Annotated in this window: 27 protein-coding genes and 1 other annotated feature; of the genes, 6 read left to right on the top strand and 21 right to left on the bottom strand. The window is 45.1% G+C overall.

The window, feature by feature from the left end; all coding sequences use genetic code 11:
* Nucleotides 1–5: 5 nt before the first annotated feature.
* The 3 genes from sr7p to acsA form a co-directional block, all read right to left on the bottom strand.
* A complete protein-coding gene (gene sr7p, locus UJ203_RS00735) occupies nt 6–134 on the bottom strand; it encodes a small protein SR7P (protein WP_024122505.1) in 129 nt (42 codons plus the stop codon).
* Between the two features lie 131 nt (nt 135–265).
* Nucleotides 266–1,534, bottom strand: a complete 1,269-nt coding sequence (gene tyrS, locus UJ203_RS00730; RefSeq protein ID WP_322008406.1) for a tyrosine--tRNA ligase — start codon at nt 1,532–1,534, stop codon at nt 266–268.
* Between the two features lie 48 nt (nt 1,535–1,582).
* Nucleotides 1,583–1,824, bottom strand: a binding site (T-box leader).
* Nucleotides 1,825–1,878: 54 nt separating this feature from the next.
* Entirely contained in the window at nt 1,879–3,600 is a 1,722-nt protein-coding gene (gene acsA / locus UJ203_RS00725) for an acetate--CoA ligase (protein ID WP_322008405.1), read from the bottom strand.
* A gap of 160 nt (nt 3,601–3,760) precedes the next feature.
* On the opposite strand from acsA, the gene acuA reads away from it, so the two are divergent.
* From acuA to UJ203_RS00710, 3 genes are read left to right on the top strand one after another with little or no spacing between them, the layout of a single operon-like run.
* Nucleotides 3,761–4,393 carry an acetoin utilization protein acetyltransferase AcuA gene (gene acuA / locus UJ203_RS00720; RefSeq protein WP_069487059.1) on the top strand — a complete coding sequence of 211 codons (633 nt, stop codon included), beginning with the start codon at nt 3,761–3,763 and terminating at the stop codon, nt 4,391–4,393.
* 26 nt (nt 4,394–4,419) lie between these two features.
* Nucleotides 4,420–5,064 (top strand): acetoin utilization AcuB family protein, encoded by a 645-nt coding sequence (locus UJ203_RS00715; RefSeq protein WP_095714527.1) that lies wholly within the window; start codon nt 4,420–4,422, stop codon nt 5,062–5,064.
* Entirely contained in the window at nt 5,061–6,227 is a 1,167-nt protein-coding gene (locus UJ203_RS00710; protein ID WP_059335601.1) for an acetoin utilization protein AcuC, read from the top strand. Before UJ203_RS00715 ends, UJ203_RS00710 begins: the two co-directional genes overlap by 4 nt.
* An 11-nt stretch (nt 6,228–6,238) precedes the next feature.
* On the opposite strand, the gene motS is transcribed toward UJ203_RS00710, so the two are convergent.
* From motS to UJ203_RS00645, 13 genes are all read right to left on the bottom strand, one after another.
* Complete coding sequence (motS, locus tag UJ203_RS00705) at nt 6,239–6,967, bottom strand: flagellar motor protein MotS (protein ID WP_105953385.1); 729 nt, start codon at nt 6,965–6,967, stop codon at nt 6,239–6,241.
* Nucleotides 6,957–7,775, bottom strand: coding sequence for a flagellar motor protein MotP (motP, locus tag UJ203_RS00700; RefSeq protein ID WP_322008404.1), 819 nt, complete (start codon nt 7,773–7,775; stop codon nt 6,957–6,959). The genes motS and motP overlap by 11 nt, the downstream gene beginning before the upstream one ends.
* A 69-nt stretch (nt 7,776–7,844) precedes the next feature.
* The gene (ccpA, locus tag UJ203_RS00695) at nt 7,845–8,849 is read right to left on the bottom strand and encodes a catabolite control protein A (protein WP_024122513.1); all 1,005 of its coding nucleotides are present in this window, start codon (nt 8,847–8,849) and stop codon (nt 7,845–7,847) included.
* 281 nt (nt 8,850–9,130) lie between these two features.
* Nucleotides 9,131–10,207, bottom strand: a complete 1,077-nt coding sequence (locus UJ203_RS00690) for a bifunctional 3-deoxy-7-phosphoheptulonate synthase/chorismate mutase (RefSeq protein WP_024122514.1) — start codon at nt 10,205–10,207, stop codon at nt 9,131–9,133.
* A gap of 234 nt (nt 10,208–10,441) precedes the next feature.
* Entirely contained in the window at nt 10,442–10,768 is a 327-nt protein-coding gene (ytxJ, locus tag UJ203_RS00685) for a bacillithiol system redox-active protein YtxJ (protein ID WP_322008403.1), read from the bottom strand.
* 24 nt (nt 10,769–10,792) lie between these two features.
* On the bottom strand, nt 10,793–11,248 hold the full coding sequence (locus UJ203_RS00680) for a YtxH domain-containing protein (protein ID WP_044153829.1): 456 nt from the start codon (nt 11,246–11,248) through the stop codon (nt 10,793–10,795).
* 30 nt (nt 11,249–11,278) lie between these two features.
* Nucleotides 11,279–11,698: a DUF948 domain-containing protein gene (locus UJ203_RS00675; protein ID WP_024122518.1), complete on the bottom strand. Its 420-nt coding sequence runs from the start codon at nt 11,696–11,698 to the stop codon at nt 11,279–11,281.
* A gap of 162 nt (nt 11,699–11,860) precedes the next feature.
* Complete coding sequence (gene murC, locus UJ203_RS00670; protein WP_059352187.1) at nt 11,861–13,159, bottom strand: UDP-N-acetylmuramate--L-alanine ligase; 1,299 nt, start codon at nt 13,157–13,159, stop codon at nt 11,861–11,863.
* Between the two features lie 246 nt (nt 13,160–13,405).
* Nucleotides 13,406–16,303 (bottom strand): DNA translocase FtsK, encoded by a 2,898-nt coding sequence (locus tag UJ203_RS00665; RefSeq protein WP_322008402.1) that lies wholly within the window; start codon nt 16,301–16,303, stop codon nt 13,406–13,408.
* Nucleotides 16,304–16,463: 160 nt separating this feature from the next.
* On the bottom strand, nt 16,464–17,069 hold the full coding sequence (gene ytpR, locus UJ203_RS00660) for a YtpR family tRNA-binding protein (protein WP_322008401.1): 606 nt from the start codon (nt 17,067–17,069) through the stop codon (nt 16,464–16,466).
* A gap of 16 nt (nt 17,070–17,085) precedes the next feature.
* On the bottom strand, nt 17,086–17,895 hold the full coding sequence (locus UJ203_RS00655) for a DUF1444 domain-containing protein (protein ID WP_202852612.1): 810 nt from the start codon (nt 17,893–17,895) through the stop codon (nt 17,086–17,088).
* 15 nt (nt 17,896–17,910) lie between these two features.
* Nucleotides 17,911–18,234 carry a thioredoxin family protein gene (locus UJ203_RS00650; protein ID WP_010331513.1) on the bottom strand — a complete coding sequence of 108 codons (324 nt, stop codon included), beginning with the start codon at nt 18,232–18,234 and terminating at the stop codon, nt 17,911–17,913.
* 39 nt (nt 18,235–18,273) lie between these two features.
* Nucleotides 18,274–18,390, bottom strand: coding sequence for a hypothetical protein (locus UJ203_RS00645; protein ID WP_125825412.1), 117 nt, complete (start codon nt 18,388–18,390; stop codon nt 18,274–18,276).
* Nucleotides 18,391–18,467: 77 nt separating this feature from the next.
* Here UJ203_RS00645 and UJ203_RS00640 point away from each other — a divergent pair, with 77 nt between their 5' ends.
* Nucleotides 18,468–18,914 carry a YtoQ family protein gene (locus tag UJ203_RS00640; RefSeq protein ID WP_227598060.1) on the top strand — a complete coding sequence of 149 codons (447 nt, stop codon included), beginning with the start codon at nt 18,468–18,470 and terminating at the stop codon, nt 18,912–18,914.
* A gap of 57 nt (nt 18,915–18,971) precedes the next feature.
* On the opposite strand, the gene UJ203_RS00635 is transcribed toward UJ203_RS00640, so the two are convergent.
* On the bottom strand, nt 18,972–20,045 hold the full coding sequence (locus tag UJ203_RS00635) for a M42 family metallopeptidase (RefSeq protein ID WP_322008400.1): 1,074 nt from the start codon (nt 20,043–20,045) through the stop codon (nt 18,972–18,974).
* Between the two features lie 157 nt (nt 20,046–20,202).
* Between UJ203_RS00635 and UJ203_RS00630 the strand changes: the two genes are divergently transcribed.
* The gene (locus UJ203_RS00630) at nt 20,203–20,520 is read left to right on the top strand and encodes a PepSY domain-containing protein (RefSeq protein WP_010331516.1); all 318 of its coding nucleotides are present in this window, start codon (nt 20,203–20,205) and stop codon (nt 20,518–20,520) included.
* A 54-nt stretch (nt 20,521–20,574) separates the two neighbouring features.
* On the opposite strand, the gene UJ203_RS00625 is transcribed toward UJ203_RS00630, so the two are convergent.
* The 3 genes from UJ203_RS00625 to trmB all read right to left on the bottom strand — a co-directional run bounded on the left by UJ203_RS00625 (nt 20,575) and on the right by trmB (nt 23,915).
* Nucleotides 20,575–22,275 carry an NAD-dependent malic enzyme gene (locus UJ203_RS00625; protein ID WP_322008399.1) on the bottom strand — a complete coding sequence of 567 codons (1,701 nt, stop codon included), beginning with the start codon at nt 22,273–22,275 and terminating at the stop codon, nt 20,575–20,577.
* 82 nt (nt 22,276–22,357) lie between these two features.
* Entirely contained in the window at nt 22,358–23,203 is an 846-nt protein-coding gene (locus UJ203_RS00620; RefSeq protein ID WP_322008398.1) for a YtnP family quorum-quenching lactonase, read from the bottom strand.
* Nucleotides 23,204–23,273: 70 nt separating this feature from the next.
* Nucleotides 23,274–23,915 carry a tRNA (guanosine(46)-N7)-methyltransferase TrmB gene (gene trmB / locus UJ203_RS00615; protein WP_322008397.1) on the bottom strand — a complete coding sequence of 214 codons (642 nt, stop codon included), beginning with the start codon at nt 23,913–23,915 and terminating at the stop codon, nt 23,274–23,276.
* A 208-nt stretch (nt 23,916–24,123) separates the two neighbouring features.
* On the opposite strand from trmB, the gene UJ203_RS00610 reads away from it, so the two are divergent.
* Nucleotides 24,124–24,402, top strand: a complete 279-nt coding sequence (locus UJ203_RS00610; protein WP_322008396.1) for a YtzH-like family protein — start codon at nt 24,124–24,126, stop codon at nt 24,400–24,402.
* Here UJ203_RS00610 and UJ203_RS00605 read toward each other — a convergent pair whose 3' ends face one another.
* The gene (locus UJ203_RS00605) at nt 24,403–25,200 is read right to left on the bottom strand and encodes a phosphotransferase family protein (protein ID WP_322008395.1); all 798 of its coding nucleotides are present in this window, start codon (nt 25,198–25,200) and stop codon (nt 24,403–24,405) included.
* Nucleotides 25,201–25,281 lie beyond the last annotated feature (81 nt).

Below are 25,281 nucleotides of genomic sequence, written 5' to 3'. Positions count from 1 at the left end.
TGCCGCTATGCGGTCGGGGGTTTTTTTTCGTCTGATTCTTCTACCGTTTCCTGCTGGACAACACTTTCTCTGGTCTGCTGCTCCCAATAATCCCGCTGTAATCTTTCTTTGGCGATCGTACACATGAGATTCACGGTGAGCTCTCCCTCCTATTGAAAAGGTGGTGAATGGTCGTGTTTGCCCTATCTAATATACTCTTTCCCTCAAATTCCTATGCGCTAAACCAAAAACATCCTTTGCCAATTAAGCAAAGGATGTTTTTTTCTTATTTATATGTGACAAGGAAGTATTTTTTCTTCCCGCGGCGCAGAACAGTAAATTGATCTTCAATGCGGTCTTCAGCAGATAAGATATAGTCAATTTCTGTCTGGCGTTCACCGTTAATGTAAACGGCTCCGTTTTTAATATCTTCACGGGCTTGGCGTTTAGACGGTGACAGTTTCGATTCAACCAGCACATCTACGAGTGACAGTTCTTCAGCACTGTCTTTTTCTAGAGAAGGCACATCTTTAAAACCGATTTTTACGTCTTGGGCAGAAAGCTCTTTAATATTGCCGCTGAACAATGCTTGGGAAATATTAATCGCTTGCTCCAGTGCCTCGCGTCCGTGAACGAGCGCTGTCACTTCTTCTGCCAGGCGTTTTTGCGCTTCACGCTGTTCAGGTGCTGTTTCAGTTTTTTCAGCATATTCTTCGATTTCTTCCTTTGAAAGGAACGTGAAGTATTTTAAATATTTCACTACATCACGGTCGTCTGTATTGATCCAGAATTGATAGAACTCATATGGGGACGTTTTTTCTTTATCAAGCCAAATTGCGCCGCCTTCGGTTTTTCCGAATTTTGTGCCGTCCGCTTTCGTTACAAGCGGAATGGTAAGACCGAATGCTTTTGCTCCTTCTTCTTCAGATTTTCTGATCAGCTCAAGGCCAGCTGTAATGTTGCCCCATTGATCGCTTCCGCCGATTTGCAGCTTACAGTTTTTCTCTCTGTACAGGTTTAAGAAATCATAAGATTGAAGAATCATGTAGCTGAATTCCGTGTAAGAGATGCCGGATTCGATTCTGGAGCTGACTGTATCTTTTGCCAGCATGTAATTGATGCCGAAGTTTTTGCCGACGTCACGAAGGAAGTCGATCACATTCATGTTTCCGATCCAGTCGTAGTTATTTGCCATAACAGCCGGGTTTTCCGCTGATTCAAAATCAAGAAATCTTGAAAGCTGATTTTTGATTTTTTGCGACCATTTGACAACGATATCAGCCGTGTTTAACGTACGCTCAGCTTTTTTTCCGCTCGGATCGCCGATTAAACCCGTCGCGCCGCCCACAAGCGCAATCGGATGGTGCCCCGCAAGCTGAAAACGGCGGAGTGTTAAAATGGGCAGCAGGTGCCCGATATGCAAGCTGTCTGCTGTCGGATCAAAGCCTGAGTACAGGCGGATTTTTTCTTCGTTCAGCTGTTTATTCAGTCCTTCTTCATCCGTCATTTGCTGAATCAATCCGCGGAAGGATAAGTCTTCAAGTAAGTTTGTCATGAGATAAAGCTCCTTTTTTAATAAAATAAAAACGCCCCTTCGTGTAAACGAAGGGACGATTGATTATCGCGGTACCACCCTACTAATAAGAGCATACATACAGCTTTTCGCTCTTATCACTTTGCCTGATAACGGATCAGGTCCGTTCTTTCACTACTGAAAGCCTGAGCGGCTTTGTTTGCAAAAGCGGTTCATGAGTGTATTCGACATATCCGTCTGTGCTGATTTTCACCGGCCATCAGCTCTCTGGAACGTAAGGATATTCTACTTGTCTCAATCTTTACCTTTTCATATGAAGCTATATCATTTTTAACATAAATAAAATCCCGTGTCAACGGCGCCTTTTAATCCTCCATCGTTGACAGGTCTCCGGCCGGAAGATTCAGCTCCCACGCCTTCAGCACACGTCTCATGATCTTACCGCTCCGTGTTTTTGGAAGCTTATCCTTAAATTCAATTTCACGCGGAGCCGCATGGGCTGCAAGACCTTGTTTGACAAATTGGCGGATTTCTTCCTTCAGTTTATCAGATGGCTCAAACCCTTCTCTGAGAGCGATAAAGGCTTTGATGATTTCGCCGCGCACGGGATCAGGTTTTCCAATGACCCCCGCCTCCGCAATTGCCGGATGTTCGACAAGCTTGCTTTCCACTTCAAATGGTCCGACACGCTCACCGGAGGTCATGATGACATCATCCACTCTGCCTTGGAACCAAAAATACCCTTCATCATCCATGTAGGCAGAATCACCCGACACATACCATCCGCCAGGCATAAAATAAGATTCGTATTTTTCAGGGTTGTTCCAAATCGTGTGCATCATAGAAGGCCAGCCCTTTTTAATGGCAAGGTTCCCCATTCGATACGGCGGAAGCTCGTTCCCCTGATTGTCAACGATTGCTGCTTCTACACCGGGAATCGGTTTTCCCATCGAGCCTGGTTTAATATCCATGCAAGGATAGTTGCAGATCAGCTGGCCGCCCGTCTCTGTCATCCACCATGTATCATGAATCCGTTTATTAAAAACTTTATGCCCCCATCTGATCACTTCCGGGTTTAAAGGTTCACCGACACTCAGCACATGGCGGAGTGAAGTCAGATCATATTTGGCAGCCATCTCATCTCCGGCTCCCATCAGCATTCGAAAGGCAGTCGGCGCGCTGTACCAGACGTTTACGCCAAGCTGCTCAATCGTTCCATACCAGCTTTCCGGGCTGAATCGTCCGCCGACAATCACATTTGTCGCTCCATTCAGCCACGGCGCAAAAATCCCGTACACCGTTCCAGTCACCCAACCTGGGTCGGCCGTGCACCAGTAAATGTCCTCTTCCTTTAAATCAAGGACCCACTTTCCTGTCTGATACTGCTGAACCATCGCCTCATGAACATGAAGCACACCCTTTGGCGTACCCGTAGATCCTGATGTATAGTGAAGCAAATAGCCGTCTTTCCTGTCCATCCATTCAATGTCCAGTCTTGTGCTCTCATGCTTAGCCACTTCATCATAATGAATGATGTTTGTTCCGCTCTGTTCAGCCTGGCCGCCGACTATGAATATATGCTGTAAATCAGGCAGCTTGTCAACCGGAATCCTTTCCAAAAGCTCAGGCGTCGTGACAACAACCTTTGCCTCGCTGTTTTGAAGCCGGTCCTTAACAGCCCCCTCCATAAACGCTTCAAATAACGGCCCGGCGATTGCGCCGATTTTGATAGCGCCTAGCATAATAAAATAAAGCTCGGGTGATCTCGGCATAAAAATAAAAACGCGGTCCCCTTTTTCCACATTTCCATACCGTCTCAGCACATTCCCGGCTCTGTTTGTTTCTTCTTTCATTTCTTTAAATGTGTATTTTTCATCCCGTTTTGCGTCCTTATAATAAAGCGCTACTTTGTTTTTCCGAAAAGATTCGGCGTGGCGGTCTATCGTTTCATAAGCCGCGTTCAATTTCCCTGTCTTATGCCAAGAGAAATGTTTCTCCGCTTCGGACCAATCAAATTGCCGATACGTTTCTTCGTAGTTTTCTAGGTTATGATCCCCCTCTATAGCTGGTAACGCTTTCAAATTCATGTCCAAACATCCCCCTTTGCTGAAGTTGTCACATTTATTATAGTATATATTCATATTCTTCTCAATTTTTAAAATATAAACCATGTTGAAAACGCTTTATAATTTGTTATTCTTAAAGGAGGCATGTATTTTTTATAGAAATTGATGGGACGGTGAATCAGTGGAACATCATAAAACATATCACTCTGCAAACATCAAAACAGCAACCGGCTCCTTACTGATAGAAGGGCCTGTCTCTCCAGAAGACTTGGCAGGTTATGAGTTTCATAAGGATTTGACCGCATTTCGGCCGCCCCGGGAACAGCATGAAGCATTAGTCGATATTGCCGGCCTTCCTGAGGGACGCATTATCATTGCCAGAGACGGCCAGGCCATTGTCGGCTATGTGACGTATCTATACCCTGACCCGCTCGAAAGATGGTCAGAAGGAAATATGGAGGATTTGCTTGAGCTCGGAGCCATTGAGGTGGCGCCGGAATACCGGGGATGTTCTGTCGGAAAAACACTTCTGACCGTCAGCATGATGGACGAACAAATGGAGAACTACATTGTGATGACGACAGAGTATTACTGGCATTGGGATTTAAAAGGGATGAAAAAGGATGTGTGGGAGTACAGAAAGATCATGGAGAAAATGATGAACGCAGGCGGATTGGTCTGGTTTGCCACCGATGAGCCAGAGATCAGCTCTCATCCTGCGAACTGCCTGATGGCGCGCATCGGAAAAAACGTCAGCCAGGAATCAATTGAACGATTTGACAGGCTCCGTTTTTATCATCGTTATATGTATTAACTGACACTGACAAAGGGGAAAAGATAATGATTGTTGAGCAAATCATGAAAAAGGATGTCATCACATTAACGAAAACGGATACGCTTGAAACGGCAATACACAAGCTGAAGGAATTTCATATCAGGCATTTGCCTGTTATTAATGAAGACCGCCATGTGATTGGGATGATTACAGACAGAGATATGAAACAGGCCAGCCCCAGTATTTTTGAAGAAAGCAAACGCAGCCGTTTTCTCACACGAAGCGTTGAATCCATTATGAAAAAAGACGTCGTGTGCGCCCATCCGCTTGATTTTGTTGAAGAAATATCAGCAGTTTTCTACGAGCACGGCATCGGCTGCCTTCCAGTCGTGCAGCATCACAAGTTAATCGGCATTCTGACAAAAACCGATTTGCTGCGGACTTTTGTGAAGCTGACAGGCGCTGACCAGCCCGGATCGCAGGTTGAGATAAAAGTAAATGACATCACAAAAAGCCTCGCCGATATCAGTGGCCTCTGCCAAAGACTTCAGGTAAAAATACTGAGCGTTCTTGTCTATCCCCATGACGATTCCGGCGCAAAGGTGCTTGTATTCCGTGTCAAGACGATGAATCCGCTGCCGTTTTTGCAGGAATTGCAAAAAAACGGGCATCTCATCGTATGGCCGTCAGAGCACAGGGATCAGCTATGAGGGACAGTGTGTTTATTTATTCTCCCTCTTATCAGACTTATATGTTTCATCAGGAGCACCCCTTTAATCAGCAGCGTGTTCTGCTGACATATGATTTGCTCAAATCGATGGATGCCTTTGACGAGGGGGATATCGTCAGTCCCCGGCTTGCGGCGGAAGATGAGCTGGCTCTTGTGCATACGGACGATTATATTCAGGCAGTACAGCTTGCCGGCGCCGGAAAACTTCCACCCGAAGAAGGGGAAAGCTACGGGCTCGGCACTGAAGATACACCCGTCTTTGCAGGCATGCATGAAGCGGCCTCACTATTAGTCGGCGGAACCTTAACAGCTGCGGATTATGTCATGTCTGGACAAGCACTGCATGCTGCCAACCTTGGGGGAGGCCTGCACCACGGATTTCGCGGAAGGGCTTCGGGATTTTGCATATACAACGACAGCGCTGTAGCGATTCAGTATATTCAGAAAAAATATCAAGCCAAGGTGCTGTATATTGATACGGACGCCCATCACGGAGACGGTGTGCAATTTGCGTTTTATGATAATCCCAACGTATGCACCCTGTCCATTCATGAAACGGGACGGTATTTATTCCCCGGAACCGGTCAGATTCAGGAAAAAGGCAGCGGAAAAGGCTACGGATATTCCTTTAATATCCCGCTTGATGCGTTTACAGAGGATGATTCATTTATTGAGGCTTACCAGACAGCAGCTTCAGAAATCGCCGCTTATTTTCAGCCGGATGTGATTATCAGCCAAAATGGAGCTGATGCCCATTACTACGATCCGCTGACACATTTGTCGGCAACGATTGCCATTTACGAACAGATTCCGCGGCTTGCTCACGCTTTAGCGCATCAATATTGCGGCGGAAGATGGATCGCCGTCGGAGGAGGCGGATATGATATTTGGCGTGTGGTGCCCCGTGCCTGGGCCCGAGTATGGCTTGAAATGAAAGGGATCGATCCGGGACATGACATTCCATCTGAATGGATCGCAAAATGGCAAAAGCAATGCCCAGTCACCCTCCCGTCCAGTTGGAGCGATCCCGCCGATTTATATCCGCCGATTCCACGCAAGCCAGAAATTACAGAGAAAAATGCCCAAACCGTCAGCAAAGCGTTATATGCGATACGCTCAGAGCGTCAGGAAAAAACAAAATAAAAAAACGACCTTCACGAAGAGGTCGTTTTTGATTTTTTGATGACGATTTCTACACGTCTGTTTTCCTTCATGTGTTCATTTGTTTTGTTATCCTTTACAGGCTTTGTATCCGCATAGCCAACAGCGATAAATCGCTTCGACGGGAGTTTCTCTTTTGATGTGAAATATTGAATGACTCCGCTTGCCCGTGCTGCGGATAGCTCCCAGTTAGACGGATACCTGTACGTTGAAATATTTCGGCTGTCTGTATGGCCCTCCACCTGAATATCATTTGGAATAGTCTGAAGAAGAACTGCAATTTGGTGAAGAAGCGTTTCAGCATTTTCCAACACTTTAGCCTCACCTGAATCAAAAAGCACTGCTTCCTGAAGAACGAGCACGACACCGCGTTCATCCCGCTTTGCTGTCATTTTCGCCTTCAGCTGGTGCTCTTGAATGTATGTATTCACTTTTTGCAGCAGTTGATCCTGCTGATTCTCTTGCTTCTTTGCATCGGCTGACGGCGTGTCTTTTTGATCGATGGCTGTTTGGTCTGGCTGAAGTCCGCTGCCTTCCTTTTGGATCGAGTTCACCGCTGCTTTAAATTTCTGCAGATCAATCTGCGACATCGAAAAAAGTAAAATAAAGAACACAAGGATCAGCGTCACCAGATCTGTAAAGGTGACCATCCAGCCCGAGGATGATTGATTGTTTTTCCCGTTTCCATTCCTTCGTTCAAAGCGGTCTCTTCTAAGCTTCATGTACAGATCCCTTTTTTGTCTTTACTTGATTATGCTGCTTCCGCCATTCTTCCCGAGAACTGAAAACGACGAGCTGGCTTTCCAGATTGCGCGGATTTTTTCCGGAATGTATCCCGATGATACCTTCCACCATCACCTGTTTGATGAAGATTTCGCTTTCTGTTTTTTCTTCGAGCTTAGCCGCAATCGGGTTAAATACCATGTTTGCCAGCAATGATCCGTATAAGGTCGTCAAAAGTGCAACAGCCATATTCGGACCGAGCATATCAGGGTCATTTAAGTTTTTGAGCATCAGCACCAGCCCGACCAGTGTCCCGATCATGCCCCATGCCGGAGCAAATTCCCCCGCCTTCTCCAAAACACGCCGGCCTTTGCGGTGCCGTTCCTCCATTGCTGCAATTTCTGAATCCATGACAAGCCGAATCGTTTCTTCATCCCAGCCGTCAACCGCCAGAAGCAGCCCCTTTTTCAAGAATGGATCTCTGATTTCTCTGGCCTGGTCATCCAGTGATAAAAGCCCATGTTTTCGCGCATGATCGGAAAGGGAAACGAAGGTTTTTACAAGATCTTTTACATTGTCTTCCTGGCGGATAAATGCCTGCTTTAACACAGTGGGCGTTTTTTTCAGCTCTCTCGGCGGAAAACTGATAAAAACAGCGGCGCAAAGCCCTCCTGTTACGATAAAGAAAGAAGTCAGATCTAGAAAAGAGCGGAAACCGCTTACTCCCGATCCGGAAATAATTCCAATCACAATCATAATCGTTCCTAACACAAAACCAACAGGTGTAAGATAATCAAAACGTTTCATCATTTCTCCTCACTCATACGAAAAAAGCAAGAATCCACCTTAGAGGTGAAGCTTGCTTTCTTGTTTTTCTTATGACTTGGTTGACTGTCTTAACTCTATACGATGCGGCAATTCGACAATATGCTCTTCCACCGGCTCTTTATTCATGAGCTTTGTCAACAGTCTCATGGCAACCGCGCCAATATCATACGTCGGCTGAACTACTGTTGAAAGCTGCGGTCGAACCATCAAGCTTAATCTCGTATTATCAAAGCCGATAATGTCGAGATCTTCAGGAATGGAAAGGCCTTGATCCTGTGCGGCATGAATAATGCCGAGCGCCATTTCATCAGTTGCGGAAAGAATCGCTGTCGGTTTTTTGTCCAGGCTCATGAGGTGCTGAAGCGCCTCTAGTCCGGAATCATACGTGTAATCACCTTCAGCAACAAATTGTTCATTAAACGGAAGATTCGCCTCTTCAAGCGCCCGTTTGTAGCCTTGCAGTTTCTTTGAGCGGTTGATCGGTTCTGTCATCGGGCCGGAAACAAACGCAATATCAGTGTGCCCCTTATCAACCAAAAGCTTCACCGCGTCATAAATCGCCTGTTCGTAATCAATTGCGACTGATGGTGTTTCACCTTGCTCTTCAACAGAAGCGGCAAGCACGATCGGCACTGGCGAACGCTTAAATTCCGCTACATGCTCGTCCGTAATGTTTCCGCCCATAAATACGATGCCGTCGACCTGTTTGCCGAGCATTGTGTTTAATAAGTGCAGCTCTTTCTCCAAGTTTTGGTCAGAGTTGCTCAAAATGATGTTATATTTATACATTGTCGCGATATCTTCAATTCCGCGCGCAAGCTCTGAATAGAAAATGCTTGAGATATCAGGAATGATGACACCTACAGTTGTTGTTTTTTTGCTTGCAAGCCCTCTTGCCACCGCGTTTGGACGGTAGCCGAGACGGTCAATGGCTTCCAAGACTTTTTTTCTCGTTGTCGGTTTTACATTCGGGTTTCCATTCACGACACGGGAAACGGTTGCCATGCTTACATTAGCTTCTCTCGCTACGTCGTAGATCGTAATATTGCTCATCCTAAAACCACTCCTTTTACTGGATACACTTATCCTTATCTATAGCATAAACACTTTATGTAGAGAAATGTCATAATGTCCGAATTTATGTCGTTTATGATTTGTAAGCGTAAGTCAGTAGTCTACATTATTTTTCATTATTCATCAAATTTAAATACTTCTCATGAAATTATACACGTTTTTATAGATGATGAAAACGTATACGTGAGTTTTATAATTAAATAAACGAGAAAGCGCAAAAAAAGGCCGCATATGCGGCCTTTTGTATTGATCTCATTCCATTAGGCGTTGACTTTCACCATTGGTTTCAGTTCATTCAGCCATTTTTCGAATTCAGGGATCGCCATTTGCTGAGCAGAGTCAGAAAGTGCGACTGATGGATCAGGATGAACCTCTGCCATTACGCCGTCAGCACCGATCGCTAAAGCGGCTTTAGCTGTCGGAAGAAGGAGGTCGCGGCGGCCTGTTGAATGCGTCACATCAACAAAGACCGGCAAATGCGTTTCCTGTTTCAGAATTGGCACAGCTGAAATATCGAGCGTGTTTCTCGTTGCTGTTTCGTATGTTCTGATACCGCGCTCACAAAGGATAATTTGATCATTGCCTTGTGCCATAATGTATTCAGCTGCATTGATGAATTCCGAGATCGTTGCAGCAAGTCCGCGTTTCAGAAGGACAGGCTTTTTCACGGAACCTGCAGCTTTCAGCAATTCAAAGTTTTGCATATTACGCGCACCGATCTGAATTACATCAATGTAGTCAAGCGCTTCTTCAATATGAGCCGGAGTTACGATTTCGCTGATAACAGCCAGATCAAATTCGTCCGCTACACGTTTTAAGATTTGGAGTCCTTCTACACCGAGGCCTTGGAAATCGTATGGGCTCGTACGAGGCTTAAAGGCTCCTCCGCGAAGAATTTTAATCCCTTGTTTTTTAGCAGCCGCAGCCACTTCCGCCACCTGCTCATAGCTCTCAACCGCACATGGTCCGACGATAAATCTTTGCTGGCCGTCTCCGACTTTTTCACCTTTGATATCAACGATTGTATCTTCAGGTTTTTTCTTACGGGAAACAAGAAGCGCTTTGCTGTGGTCTTCCTCCTGAAGCTCTAAACCTGCTTTAAAGATTTCTTTAAAAATGTGCTGGATAGTAGAATTTTCGAATGGTCCGTCATTGTTTTCAATGATTTTATTTAACATTGTGCGTTCTCTGACAGGATCAAAGCGATTGACACCTTGCGCTTCTTTCGCTTTACCGATCTCTTTCACAACATTACCGCGCTGGTTGATTAATTTTAAAATTTGCAAGTTTAATTCGTCTGCCTGCTGCCTTAGAAGCTCTAATTCTGTGTTGCTCATTTTTTTCATCCTTTCCCTGCACATTCATTTTTTATTTTGTAGTTAACATGCATCTTACTATAAGTAAAACCAAATGGAAATACTGAAATACAAAATTTTTAAAAAAGTCTACTTTATTACCCAAACGCTTTTAAGTGATAAAGTAATGTATGATGCTATCGTACATGATGTGAAGAAAATGATCAATAGTTTTTTCAAAAAAAAAAGCGCCAGATCATATCTGGACGCTTTTTTCTAGGACAGATGCTGCTCAATCGTCGCTTCTGTAATTTGTGAATGTGAGGTATGCCACTTTACTTCACCGTTTTGGATCACGAAAACTTGAGGGCTTTCGTGCTTGACTCCGTATGTTTCTGCGATGAAATTTGACAGGGGCCGTGCCTCTTGTACTTGCAGATAGTAAGCTGGCACTTCTTCATGCTGATTTGCAAAGGCATTAAATTCTTGAAATGCGGCTTGGCTGATCGGGCATGTTAAGCTGTGCTTAAAAAACAAGAAAGTGTCTTCCTTTTCTGCAATACGCTTAAACTCTTCCTCAGATTGAATTAGCTGTTTTGCCATTAGTCAAGTCTGCTCCTTCCGGGCTCAGCGGTTGATGTGCTCGGCCTGTTTTTGTGCATCTTTCAGCTCGTCTTTTACGTCTTCTTTCGTTTGGAGGACTTGATCTTTTGCTTCGTCAGCCGCCTGCATTGCTTCATTTTTCATATCTTGCATAGCAGATGATGACTCGGTATTTGCAGATTTTGAACGGTCTCTTAAATCTTTGACCTTGTTCATGATCTGTCCTGACTGATCGGCGACAAGCTGTGTGATGTTAGATGTTTTGTCTTTTGCAATGCTGACATATTGTGTGCCTTTTTCTTTTGCATCTGCCGTCATTTTATCTGTTTTATCCCGCAGAGCAACAGCTTGATTTCCGAGATCGTCGCGTAGTTCTTTCCCAGATTTAGGTGCTAGGAAAAGCGCAGTGGTGGCTCCGATGATTCCTCCGATTAAAGTACCGATTAAAAAATCTTTACTATTAATTCCATCTTTGCTCATCATTATTCCTCCTCAAAGTGTTTTTCTCTCTTAAAGAGCTGATTTCTTTCGCTTCCACTTCTCCCAAATTTCCATTGCTGCTTGGCTCCAGGTGACAACCTGATTGATTTTATCTTGGTTTTCTCTCACTGATGCCGATACAGACCCTGCCGCCTGCTTCATTGATGTATTGAACTGCTGCACAGAGGTTCCCACCCCTTGAACAGCATGAACGACCGTGTTCAGCTTTTCTGATTTTTCCTGAATATCTTCAGCCAAGCGGTTGGTCTTATGTAAAAGCTCGGCAGTTTCAGTGGTAATGCCTTTCATTTGTCCCTCCAGCCCTTCGAGCGTGGATGCAACATGTTTTAATGTCAGCTGCAGTGACTTTAGTGTTTTAGACAAATAGATCACTAAGACGAGAAATGCTACAGCGATTAGTGCAACGCTTAAATAAAGAATGATAATCATCTTAAACCTCCTTGCTGCAGGATATACTGCTGTTTACCCGTTTTGTAAAATCATAAACATATCTGTTGGGGTGTATACATATTATTCTCCATTACATTTGAAAAATCCTTTAAGAGGATGTCTCTTCAGATAAATAAAAAGCAGTGAAATCACTGCTTTTTATTATGCCATGACGTTTTCGTAGGCTCTCATATATTTTTGGATATCTCCTGCTCCCATAAAGATGAGAACGGCTTTATCATGGGCTTTTAAAACAGATGTATCATCTTCTGCAATCAGCTTGGCATTATGAATTTTTCCCTGCAGGTCGCCGATCGTCAGCTTTCCTGCGTTTTCCCGGGCTGACCCGAAGATGTCGCATAAATACACACAGTCTGCCCCGCTCAGGCTTTCAGCAAATTCATCAAGGAATTGCTGTGTCCGCGTAAATGTATGTGGCTGGAATACCGCAACGATTTCACGATCAGGATATTTCTGTCTTGCCGCCTCAATCGTCACTTTTATTTCTGTCGGATGATGAGCGTAATCATCAATTAACACTTGGTTTCCGAGCTGTTTCTCATTGAATCTGCGTTTGACGCCGCCGAATGATTTGAGGCCATGTTTAATAACGCTGGCGTCAATTTCTTCATAATGGCACAACGCGATGACCGCCAATGAGTTCAATACATTATGATGGCCGTACGCAGGAATATAAAATGTGTCATAGAATGTATTGCGGACAAAGACATCGAAAGTTGTCCCTTCTGTGCTTTTTACGATGTTTCTCGCTTGAAAATCATTTTCTTCTCCTGTGCCGTAATAAACGACAGGCACATTTGCATGGATTTTCGGCAGATACTCATCATCACCGCAGGCAATAATGCCTTTGTTAACTTGAAGAGCCATTTCCTGAAAAGCGTCAAACACATCGTCAATATTTGAGAAGTAATCAGGGTGATCAAAATCAATATTCGTCATAATCGCGTAGTCAGGCTGATAGCTTAAGAAATGGCGGCGGTATTCGCACGCTTCAAATACGAAGTATTCGCTGTTTTCATTTCCTTGGCCTGTTCCGTCCCCGATTAAGAAAGACGTCGGTTTTGCGTTTTGGATAACGTGAGCCAGCAGCCCCGTAGTCGACGTTTTACCGTGCGCACCAGTAACCGCGACACTGGTGAATTTTTTCATGTAGTCACCTAAAAACTTATGATAACGAATCACCGGAATTCCGTCAGACATCGCTTTTTCAATCTCAGGGTGCGTGTCTGGGAATGCATTTCCGGCGATAACTGTCATGCCGGGTTTGATGTTATCCGCGCTAAAAGGAAGAACAGTGATGTTTCTTTTTTCAAGCGCCGTTTGTGTAAAAATGAATTTTTCGATATCCGATCCTTGGACAGTATATCCATTATCATGAAGTATTTGGGCAAGCGGACTCATACCCGTCCCTTTTATTCCAACAAAATGATAAACAGTCATAATTGTACCTCCAACAAACGTCTATCTGTTCCCCAGTATATGACGTTCATTTCAATTTGCGACCGCGGCGGCTGAAAAGCCGCCTGACGGCGTATCCTTATATTTTTTGTTATGTTCAGTATCCGGTTATTTCTTTCCGATTAAACCTGAATATCACGATTTCTATGCCCATTTGCTGTAAAGCGGCATAGCTGTTAAATGCTCTATCCATTATCATACCATGTTTGCTGTGAAAATGAACCTATATTATTCGTTTATTAAATCACTTGCAGTGATCAGCACCTCTCGAGGCTTGCTTCCTTTCGCCTCAGAGATCATACCTTCCGCTTCCATCATATCAATCAGCCTTGCAGCCCGATTATATCCGATTCTGAATCTTCTTTGCAGGCTTGACGTGCTTGCACTGTTTTGCTCAACAACAAATTCGCACGCCTCATAAAACAGCTCATCCTCTTCCTTTAAGGCAGAGCCTTGTCTGACCAATTCTTCCTGTTCGAATAAATAAGTTGGCGGCAGCTGGTTTCTGACATGGGAAACGACACGGTCAATTTCCCGGTCCGATACAAAGTTGCCTTGAAGACGCACCGGTTTTCCAGAACCGTTCTCTAAAAAGAGCATGTCTCCTTTGCCGAGAAGTTTTTCCGCACCAGCCATGTCAATGATTGTTCGGGAATCAACCTGGCTGGAGACAGAAAACGCAATTCTCGTCGGGATATTCGCTTTAATCAGACCGGTAATGACATCGACTGACGGACGCTGAGTCGCGACTAGCAAATGGATTCCGCAGGCTCTTGCTTTTTGAGCAATCCGGGCAATGCTTTCTTCTACATCGTTTGGAGCTACCATCATCAAGTCGGCAAGCTCGTCAATGACCACAACTAAATACGGCAATTTTTCGCCCGTTTGGTGATCAGAGGTTAATTGATTGAAACGGTCAATATCGCGAACACCGGAATGGGCAAACAGTTCATAGCGGCGCTCCATTTCCTCAACGACCCATTTTAAAGCAGCTGTAGCCGCTTTGGCGTCGGTAATGACAGGGCTGACGAGATGAGGAATTTTGTTGTAAGGCGCAAGCTCTACCATTTTCGGATCAATCAGCAGCACCTTCACTTCACTCGGATCAGCTTTATAAAGCAGACTCACTAAAATCGTATTGATGCACACGCTTTTTCCCGATCCTGTAGCCCCGGCAATAAGACCGTGCGGCATTTTCTTCAGGTCAATGACTACAGGATTCCCCGAAATATCCAATCCAAGTGCTGCCGTAAGCGGTGACGTGCTCGTCCTGAAAGCAGAGCTGCGAATCATTTGGCGCAAATCAACCACCTTGCTCGTGCGGTTCGGCACTTCAATTCCGATCGTGTTTTTCCCCGGAATCGGCGCTTCTATTCGAATATCTCTGGCGGACAGGCTGAGTTTAATGTCATCAGACAGGTTGGTGATTTTATTCACCTTTACACCCGGTTCAGGGTGTACTTCAAATCTTGTGACTGACGGCCCTTGCGTTACATGAACCACATTGGCCCGAACGTTAAAGTTTTTCAAAGTTAAATCAAGCAGCTGACGCTGGTTTTCTATCCACGCAGTATCGTCCTGAACTTGTGCTGGCGGCACATCAAGCAGTGAGACATTTGGGAACACATAGCTTCCGCGGCGCTCCCCTGCTTTTTGCTGTTTATGCGCATCGCTTTTCAGCATCATAACATTAAAAGGAACAGACGGTCCCTTCTGAAGTGCTGGACTTCGTTCAGGATTGTTACCCGACTTCTTGGTTCTGTTCTGCTGTTCTGCTGGGACCGTTCGTCTTTCACCCGCAGAAATTTCTTCCTCCCGGCTTTCATCCTCCGCAGAATAGGATTGAGAATCCTCTTCTGTGCTATGTTCCGGTTCTGGATAGTCATTTATCTGGGCCGCGGATGCTTCAGGCTGGCTGATTTCCTCTATCACTTGAGCTGATGCAGCTTCCGGAATGATTTCTTCGTGAGCAGCTGTCTGGCTGTCTGACAGTTCCTCTGCTTCTTGCCCGGCATCTGCCACAGTCTCTTCCTCGTATCGTTCATTATGCAAGAAAGGCTGCTCATGCTCATGGATTTCCATTTGTTCTGCTGGGGCTGACATGGTGTCAGCAGTTTCTGGAACAGCTTTTTCACGAACGTTTCCTTCGTTGGCTGACGGCTCTTCTGCCTCAGTTTCAGCATCTGTCACAGCCTCTTCCCCATATCGCTCATCGGGTAAGAAATGCTCTTGATTTTCCGTTTGTTCTGCTTGAGTTGAGGCGGTGTCAGCAGTTTCTGGAACAGCTTCTTCGCGGGCATATCCTTCGTTACCTGACAGCTTTTCTGCTTCCATTCCGGCACCTGTCACAGTCTCTTCCCAAGATTTTTCTTCGCGCAAGAAAGATTCTTCCTGCTGCTTCATTTGTTCTGTTTCTTCTGACCGCATCTCGGCAGCTTTTGGAGCCATTTCGTCTCCAGCGTTTACTTTTTTGTCTGACAGCTCCTCTGCTGAGTGCTTTGCCATTGTTTCATTCGTACTTTTTAGGACGCCAGAAGGCTGTTCTTCGAATCGGTCATATGAAAAGAGAGGCTCCTTCTTCTGTTGCTGCGGCGGCCGGTCCGGCATTGGATAGCTGCGTTCGCGTTCGATTTCTTCTGAAAGCAGCGTGACCTTCTCTTCTACAGGTTCCGGCTTTTTTTGCACACCTTTTTTTTCCGCAGATTGTTTCGGCACGTCCTTTTTCACAGATGGTTTTTGATTAAATCCATATACAGGCGAAGGTATATTTGTCGGTTTAAAAGGTTTCTTGGCCGGCTCTGATTTTTCATATGTATGATGCTCTTTTTCATTATTTGTGCGGTCTCTGTGCTGAGCAGCGCTCGAACGAGGCTCCGCTTGCGGTTCCTCCGATGGCGGGCGGCGCCTTCTCAAATCATTTTTTTGGTATCCGTCAGGCACAACCGGAAAACGGAACTTGCCTTTAGGATATTCGTAATATATTTTAGGATCTTCCATTCGTTTTAATTGTCCTTCGGAGTGATGCGATTCTGGCTGTTTCGGAATTTGAGCAGGTTTTGTCTCCCGTTCAGCGTCCTCTTCACTCTCTCCTAAAAACAAATCAAAAAATTTATGAAGCCAACTCATAATTCATCTCTAACTCCCTTATAGTTTTCTGGGACGATTTTTAGTATACCACTGCTTGTCGGCCCAGAAAAGATTAAGCTTTCAGCAAAACAAAGCCGCTAAACAAGGGCTTAGCGGCTTTTTTTACATGATTCGATTTTTTCGGCGCGTTTATGGGAGTCTAAAACTGAAATGCGTCTCCAGCCTCATGGTCTCCTTCTAATACAAGGATTCCTTTTTCAGCCGGAGCGTCAGGCAATGCAAGCTCTTTTGCGGAGCAGATCATTCCGCTCGACGGTACGCCCCGAAGCTCAGCATCCTTAATGATGAGTCCGCTCGGCATCACAGCGCCGACTTTGGCAACGACAACTTTTTGACCTTGATCAACATTAGGCGCGCCGCAAACGATCTGAAGCGTTTCATCTCCTACGTTGACTTTACATACGCTTAATTTATCCGCATTCGGATGTTTTTCTTTTGATTCAACATATCCGACAACAAACTTTGGCGATAAATCAACGACTAATGTTTCTTCAATGCCGTTTCTGTTTAGCATTTCATTCACATCTTGAACGAATGTTTCTGAAAGGGCAACAGGGCCGTTTTCATCAATGGTTAAGTATGAAGACGCGTTAAAGATGTTAAAACCCGTCGTTTCATTTGTTTCGCTATTGAAAATTTTGACGACGTCGCCATGTTTTTCATAGCCTACTTGCTCGCGCGTTACGTCTTTTAGAGAGATCAGAAGTGTATCTCCCACACCTTCTTTATTATAAAAAGCGTTCATAAGTAAAAAATCCTTTCTAATCCTTTTTCGGACGGCTTTTTGCCAAGATAAACACCGGCTCCAGCTTTCCTTCATTGTACAGGAAAGAAAGCGCCGTAATCGGAACGGTGCCGCCTGCAAAGAAGCTCATCGACATTTGTCCTAAAATATCATACCCTGATTCATTCCGAATGTCAGCAAGTATCAGAACGTCCTGATGCGGAACAGAGATCGCGAGCTCACCTTTAGCATTTTGTTTATACTCATTTAAAATCGCTTCGTTCAGAATCCGGCTGGCGTCGTAACCGTCGTTTGCTCTGAAGAAGTAAAAGAGATTCCCGGCAACTGTATCCTCTTTGACAACCGCCGGCAGAGAGCGGAGGTTAAACGCAGCCGTTTCTCTGATCCGCTCCCTTGTCCAGTTTTCTTTCTCCAGCATGCGCTGATCAATTAAACGATAGGTTTTGCCCAGATCAAGCGCATAGTAAATTCTTGTTTCTGCGGTATGATCGTCATAAATAAGCGGAATCTCTTCGCTGGACTTGTCCGGAAAAGAGGTTGAGCGGATGACCGGATAAATGCGGCTTTCCTTCCCGGTTATTTCCTGCGACTTCCCTTCCATAGCTGTCATGGCTTCTGATACATAGTAAACGATCTCGTCAATGGCTTCGTCTTTTTTCAGTTCCCATTTTGCAATAATCGGCGGCAGGTCGAGCGTAATTCCTTTTTTAGTTGTTTCATCCTCAACACGGAGGGTGTCTTTTTCTCTGTCAAATAAAAAGGAGCGATTCTCGTGCTGAAGGCGCTGTTTCAATATGTCTGACAGCTTCCTTGAGGTCATTTTCAAACCGGATTTCCTCCTTTACGCTTTTGCGAGAGAGTCAGTTAAAAACTGTTCAATTTCTTCTTTTGTTTTGCGGTCTTTGCTCACAAAACGATTCACTTCTTTTCCTTCATTAAACACAACAAAGCTTGGAATGCCGTAAATCTCCCACTCTGCGCATGTATCAATAAATTTGTCGCGGTCTACATAGTAGTAAGTGAATTCAGGAAAGTCTGCTTCCAATTCCGGAAGAAAAGGCTCTACAAAACGGCAGTCCGGGCACCAGTCAGCAGAAAACATAAATACTGCCCAATCATCCTTTACCGCTTTTTCCAGCTCTTGCGTTGTTTCGATTTTTTTCATCAAATATCCCTCCAGTTGTTTATGTTCTTACATGTTAGTTTATCGATACTCGTCCATTTGGATCATACCAAACTGCTTGCGGCAAAACCACTTATATGCAACGAATGAATATGTAAGATAAGCTTTCCCATTATCATTATCATATTTTATTTGCATTATCAAGCACGTTTCGTTTAACATCTTTTACATGAGGGTAAAATTGACAAATGGTCATACATAAGGAGGGATCCAGTTTGGAGTTTATCGTCTATTTAGCCGGAGAAATCCACAGCAATTGGCGGGAGGAAATAAAGGAGAAAACGAAGTCACTGAAGCTGCCGATTACGTTTGTCGGCCCGATGGAGCACCACGACCGTTCAGACAATATCGGAGAAGAAATCATGGGCGCTCAGCCAAACGCAGTCTATAAGGACGACAAGGCTTCTGATATCAATAACTTCAGAACTGCCGTCTTGATGAATAAAGCCGACTTTGTAATCGCCTTGTTTGGCGAAAAGTATAAACAATGGAACACAGCAATGGATGCTTCCTATGCCATCGCAAAAGGCAAACCCCTGATCATCATTCGTCCTGAATCGCTCCACCACCCATTGAAAGAGCTTTCAAACAAAGCGAATATGACTGTTGAAACGGTGAACCAAGCCATTAAAGCACTTTCCTATGTATTTGAAATAAAATAAGAAAAAAGCTTGTCGACATGGCTTACAGCTTTGCTCAACAAGCTTTTTCTCCAGGTTTTACATATTTTCTTTAATTGCTTCAACTGTCTGCTTGTCACAGGCAGTTACGAGCTTTATCAGCATTTCTTTAGCCGCAGCGTAATCATCAATATGGATAATAGACGCATTTGTATGAATGTAGCGGGAGCAGATCCCGATAACTGCTGACGGAACGCCGCTGTTTGAAATATGCACTCTGCCTGCATCTGTTCCGCCGCCGGAAACAAAGTATTGATATGGAATCTGATGCGTTTCAGCCATATCCAGAATAAATTCTCTCATTCCGCGGTGCATAACGGTTGTTCTGTCAAGAATGCGGAGCAAAAAGCCCTTTCCAAGCTGCCCAAACTGCTGTTTATTGCCGCTCATGTCGTTTGCCGGACTGGCGTCAAGCGCGAAGAACAAATCCGGTTTGATCATATGAGACGCTGTCTGCGCGCCTCTTAAGCCGACTTCTTCCTGAACGGTTGCGCCAGCGTAAAGCGTATTCGGCAGTTCTTTTCCTTGCAATTCCTTCAGCAATTCAATGCTCAATCCGCAGCCATACCGGTTATCCCACGCTTTTGATAATATTTTCTTTTCATTCGCCATAATGGTAAACGGGCATACAGGGACAATTTGCTGGCCCGGTTTAATGCCGATTTTGATGGCGTCTTCCTTATCATCCGCTCCGATATCAATCATCATGTTTTTGATATCCATCGGACGGTTTCGCTGAGCATCTGTTAACAGATGCGGCGGTATGCTTGAAATAACCCCCGGAACCGGGCCGTTATCTGTTTGAATTTCCACTCTTTGCGCCAGCAGCACCTGACTCCACCAGCCCCCGAGCGTTTGGAACCTGAGTAATCCGTTATCTGTAATGGATGTCACCATAAATCCGACTTCATCCATATGTCCAGCCACCATGATTTTCGGCGCGTCCTCTCCGCCTTTTCTGACTCCGAAAACACTTCCCAGTCTGTCCTGAACGATATCATCGGCATATTTGGCAAGCTCCTGCTTCATAAACGCGCGGACCTGATGCTCATTGCCCGGCGCTCCGGGAAGCTGCGTCAGTGTTTGGAAAAGCGCTTTCGTTTCTTGATTCATGTTTTCCCCTCATTTCTATGTAGTTCTTTTATTTTATTAGAAAAAATTCTGTTTTCCAAGCACGCTGATTGAATCTGCTCAATGAGCCGCGTATCGCTTAACAGGATTTGGCGGTTTCTGTATAATGAAAGTACGATCAATCAGGAGGTGCTTTATTTTGAAATTGCGTCATCTTCTTTTAGGAGCAGGACTTGGAATTTGTACGGCTGTTGTTGTGAAGCAATATGTGATGAAGCCTTATATTTCTTCAGAAAGAGCGCTTCGTATCGTAAAATCCGCTTTTAAACAGCGGGGGCCGATTGATGGATCATGGATCTACACCCAGCCGGAGCCCTACAATGTGAATGGAGAAACCGTGCAGGTGTACAAGACCGGTGTTACACGGTCAGCTTTCGGAGAACTAGAGCAATATGAAGTGATGGTGGATGCGAAAACGGGGAGAATTGTAGATGTCATCGATACAATCGCGTCTTAACACCGGACAAGCGTAAAATAAGAGCCGCTGCCCATGCAGCGGCTCTTTTTTATATTATATCGCGCGAATTGGTTTGTATACCGGATACCACATCGCGTCCTGCACAGCCTGAATGATGTCCTCAGGCTCTTCAGTGGCCACGCCTTCCTTAATGGCGGTTTTAGCGACTTCAACTGCAACCGTTGCCGATACAGTCCGTAAATCCTCCACCTTCGGAAGCATCGGCGCGCCAGGCATGCCGACATTGACCATACTTGCGATCGCACGGGCACACGCTTCAAACATGCCATCGGTGATTAATTTTGATTTGGTGACAATTGTTCCAAGCCCAAGCCCTGGGAAGACTAGTGCGTTGTTGGCCTGTCCGATATGATATGTCACGCCGTTATATTCCACTGGCGGGAACGGGCTTCCTGTCGTGATAAGCGCACGGCCTTCCGTCCATTCAATTACATCTTGCGGTTTTGCTTCGGAAAGAGTCGTCGGATTCGACATCGGCAAAATCGCCGGACGTTTTACGTGTGACGCCATTTCTTTTACAATTTCTTCAGTAAAGGCACCGGAAACCGTAGATGTTCCGATCAGGATCGTCGGTTTCGCCTGCCGGACCACTTCAAGAAGATCAATGCCCCCGCCTTCTCCGTTACGCTGATAATCCTTCACTTCATCAGCCGAACGGGCATAAGGTTTTTGGAAGTCGAGAAGCTGATCCATATCACCAGTTAACAGCCCGTTTCGATCTATGCACCAGAATCGCTGGTATGATTCTTCCTCACTCAGCCCTTCGCGCACCAATGCTTCCCGCAGCTGTTCAGCAATTCCGATTCCGGCTGTCCCCGCTCCGAATATCACGACCCTGTGATCCCTCAGCGGCACTTTAGACGCTTTTGCACAGGATAAGACTGCCGCCAGTGAAACAGCGCCTGTACCTTGGATATCATCATTAAACGTACATACTTTATCTTTATAGCGTTTCAAGATGCTGCGCGCATTTTTCGCTCCGAAGTCCTCCCAGTGGAGCAATGCATTCGGGAATGTCTCTCTCGCAAGTGAGACATATTCATCAATAAATTGGTCATAGCGTTCACCGCGCACTCTGGAATGCTGGTTGCCGACATAAAGCGGGTCGTTCAAGAGGCTCTCTTGATTTGTGCCAGCATCCAAAACGACAGCCAGCACTCTGCTCGGATCAATTCCCGCAGCGGCCGTGTATACCGCAAGCTTGCCAATTGATATCGCGATACCGCCGACTCCCCAGTCTCCGATTCCTAAAATTCCTTCAGCATCGGTTGCGACAATTAAATCGATGGCATCACTTTTGTCTTTAAACTGTTTAAATGCCTCTCTCATGCCTTCCGGGTCATCGATGGACAGATAGAGCCCTCTCGGCTTCCTGTATTCATGGCTGTATCTCTGAATGGCCGTACCTACTGTCGGCGTGTATACAATCGGGAGCATTTCCCCTAAGTGGTCATTTAACAAACGGTAAAACAGCGTTTCATTTCGATCGTGCAGCGCTGTCAAATAAACGTTTTTACTTAAATCATCAGGCTGTGAGGAAAACTGTTCGTACGCTCTTTTTGCCTGTTCATCAATGGTCAATACCTTCGGCGGCAAAAAGCCATTCAATCCGAGCTCTTTTCTTTCCTCTTTTGTAAAAGCCACTCCTTTGTTCAAAAAAGGAACAGAGAGTACTTCAAGGCCTCTTAATGTTGTCTGAATGTCTCCTTCGTTCGTTACTTCAAATTGTTTCACCCTGCCTCTTCCTTTCTGAGCATAATTAGTACTAGGTTTGCTTTATTAGCCGGAAATCATGCAGGGTAAACATGAAAATATGCTATTGTTTCTTTCGTTTGAGTGATACTGTCATTCTTTCGTCCCCATCCCATTTCAGTGCGCGATATTCGGCATCATGATAAAAAATAAACCATGCGTCTTTTTCCGCTGCATACGCCTGCCACTTTTGCTTTTGCGGTATAGAGGTCATCGGATAATCATCATAAGCCAGCACCCATAATGGATTGCGGTGGGCGTGTGTCGGCATCAAATCCGCCATATGTACCGCGGTTTCACCCGCATCCTCACATACAAGAACACAGTGGCCGTCACTGTGGCCCCCGGTATGATGCATTGTAACCCCCTCTGTTATCGTGCAAGTGTCTTCAAAGGTCTTCACTTGGCCGGCAACCGCCTCCCAGTTTTCTTTCCAGTAGGTATTTTTCGATCTGATGTTCGGATGGCGCATTTCATTCCATTCGACAGATGAAGTATAAATAACGGCATTTGGAAAAACTGGCACCAGTTTATCTCCTTCGTATTCCGTCAATCCGCACGCATGGTCAAAGTGAAGGTGTGTCATGGCGATCACGTGGATATCTTCAACTGTTAACCCGAGCGCTGCTAATGATGTTTTCACATTGGATTCTTGGGTCACACCGTAGTTTCTTTTTTGTTTCTCAGTCAGCTTTCCGGACCCGATACCGGCATCGACAATCACGTTTTGACCGCCCTTTTGAATAAGAATCGGATCTGTCCTTAATTCAATCTGGTTTTTTTCATTGACTGGATATTTTTTTGACCATAACGGCTTTGGAACAACGCCGAACATGGCTCCTCCGTCCATATGAGTCACCCCTCCGTCAAGCCAAGTTAACGTCGTGTTTCCAATTTTCATCGTTTCCATTTTCATCCCCCCTGTCATCATCGTAGCAAACAGCGCATAAAAAAAACAGACTCCTGTGTCAGAGTCTGTTTTACGCTCTCCATTCAACTTCAGCCCGGTAGATTGGCTGGCCGAGTGCTGAGAATTTTTCTTCATATTCTGTCATGATGTTATCTTCCATATCGCTGTTATGCAAATCAAGACTGACATATGTCAGCAGCAGACCGTATTCCGAGAAGCTTTTCAGCGAGTACTCAAACAGGCCGCGGTTGTCTGTTTTAAAATGAATTGCTCCGCCTTTCCCCATCACTTCTTCATATTTCTTGAGAAAATGGGAATACGTCAGACGGCGTTTTTCGTGGCGGTTTTTCGGCCAAGGATCAGAAAAGTTCAAGTACACCCGTTTGACTTCACCCGGCTCAAACACGTCTGTCAGCGTGTCCGCGTCTATATTCAAAAGCTTTACATTCGGCACTTCGCTATCCTTTACTTTCTGAACAGCTGTCACAATTACGCTTTTAAATAACTCAATACCAATATAATTAATGTCAGGATTTTGTTTGGCCATCCCGGAAATAAATTGCCCTTTTCCTGTACCGACCTCGATATGGATCGGATTGCTGTTGCCAAACACTGTACTCCATTTTCCTTTATAATCTGCAGGATTGCTGATGGCAATATCTGCGTTTTCAGCCAAAAAGTCATCAGCCCAAGGCTTGTGGCGCATTCTCATATGATTGACACCTCTATCTATTATTTCGACTAACAACATACCATGAATTAAAAAGACCCGCAAGCTTGTTTTTGAAGGTGTGCCTTTTTAGAGCAGATCACATAAAAAAAGAGGGTCCCATCTGTCGGAACACTCGTGTCTCATGCATAAAACCATACTGTTTTGAACAATTTAACCCGTAAGATACTGAAGGGATGTGTACCGTTTTATGGGTTTAAATTACGAGAATCAAGTTGATCTATTGAAGGACATTTTGACTGACCATCAATTAGACTGCTGCGGAACCGTCGCAGAGTACGAACAGCTTGAACGTGTGATTAAATCGCTGATGGCAAACACCGAGCTCGATTCACACTTTAAAAACGTGCTGGAAGATGTGTACCGATACAGCCAATCAGGAATATCATCCAAATCCATCGACTCACACATACAAGAGCATCAGAGCAGCTTGTCTCAATGGGTAGAGGAAATGGATTCGTATTCCTGATTATTGAACAATCCGCTTCATCAGCATATGCAGTTCTTCCATTGCATCATGGAATTCTTTATCGTTTCCTTTGGATTTATGCCAGGCAATGAAAGTGATTGTTTCAGATAGCACATACCATGCCATTCTTAACCGAAGGCCGTCCGTTAACTCAATACCGTACATGCCCAGCCAGCTCTCCCAAGCTGGCTTTTCGACATAGTGGTACAGCAATGGCCCCAGATCCATCGCCGGATCAGCGATCATGGCGCCGTCCCAGTCAATTAAATACAGCTGGTTGTCTTCAGACAATAACCAGTTATTATGATTGACATCACAATGGCAAACGACTTTCTCACCGAAATGCACCTCATGCAGATGATCTTCTAAATACGTAATCCCTTCTTCAATCAGCGGCGAAGATTGCTGCACAGCAAATACAGCCTGTTTAAGCTGAGACAGCAGAGTCCCTGGATTCAGCGGTTCCTTTCCAAGTCTCTTCAGCATGTCCAGCAAGGCTTTTGATGTGTGTATTTTACGAAGCAATTCAGCAACGGGCCGTCCGCTCATGTCTTTCGGCTTCAGCTCTCTGCCGGTCATCCAGTGCTGGGCCGTTATGACGTCCCCATTCTCCATCCGTTTTGTCCAAACCAGCTTAGGAACAATGCCTTCGGCGGATAAAACAGCTAAAAAAGGTGAGCTATTACGTTTTAAAAAAAGCTGCTGCCCGTTATGTTTCGCATAATATGCATCTCCTGTAGCTCCTCCGGCGGGGAAGATCTCCCAATCGCTACCTAGTAATTGTCCCAACCAGTTCATATCAATGTTCAACCCATCATTTCTTAAAATATTTTAGAATAAAGGCCTATTCGTCTTCAGTCTATCCAGCGAATGCCTTTT

The organism is Bacillus sp. V26, from assembly GCF_034296245.1.
In the GTDB taxonomy this organism is placed as follows: domain Bacteria; phylum Bacillota; class Bacilli; order Bacillales; family Bacillaceae; genus Bacillus; species Bacillus halotolerans.
This window is presented reverse-complemented; position numbering and strand designations above follow the sequence as displayed.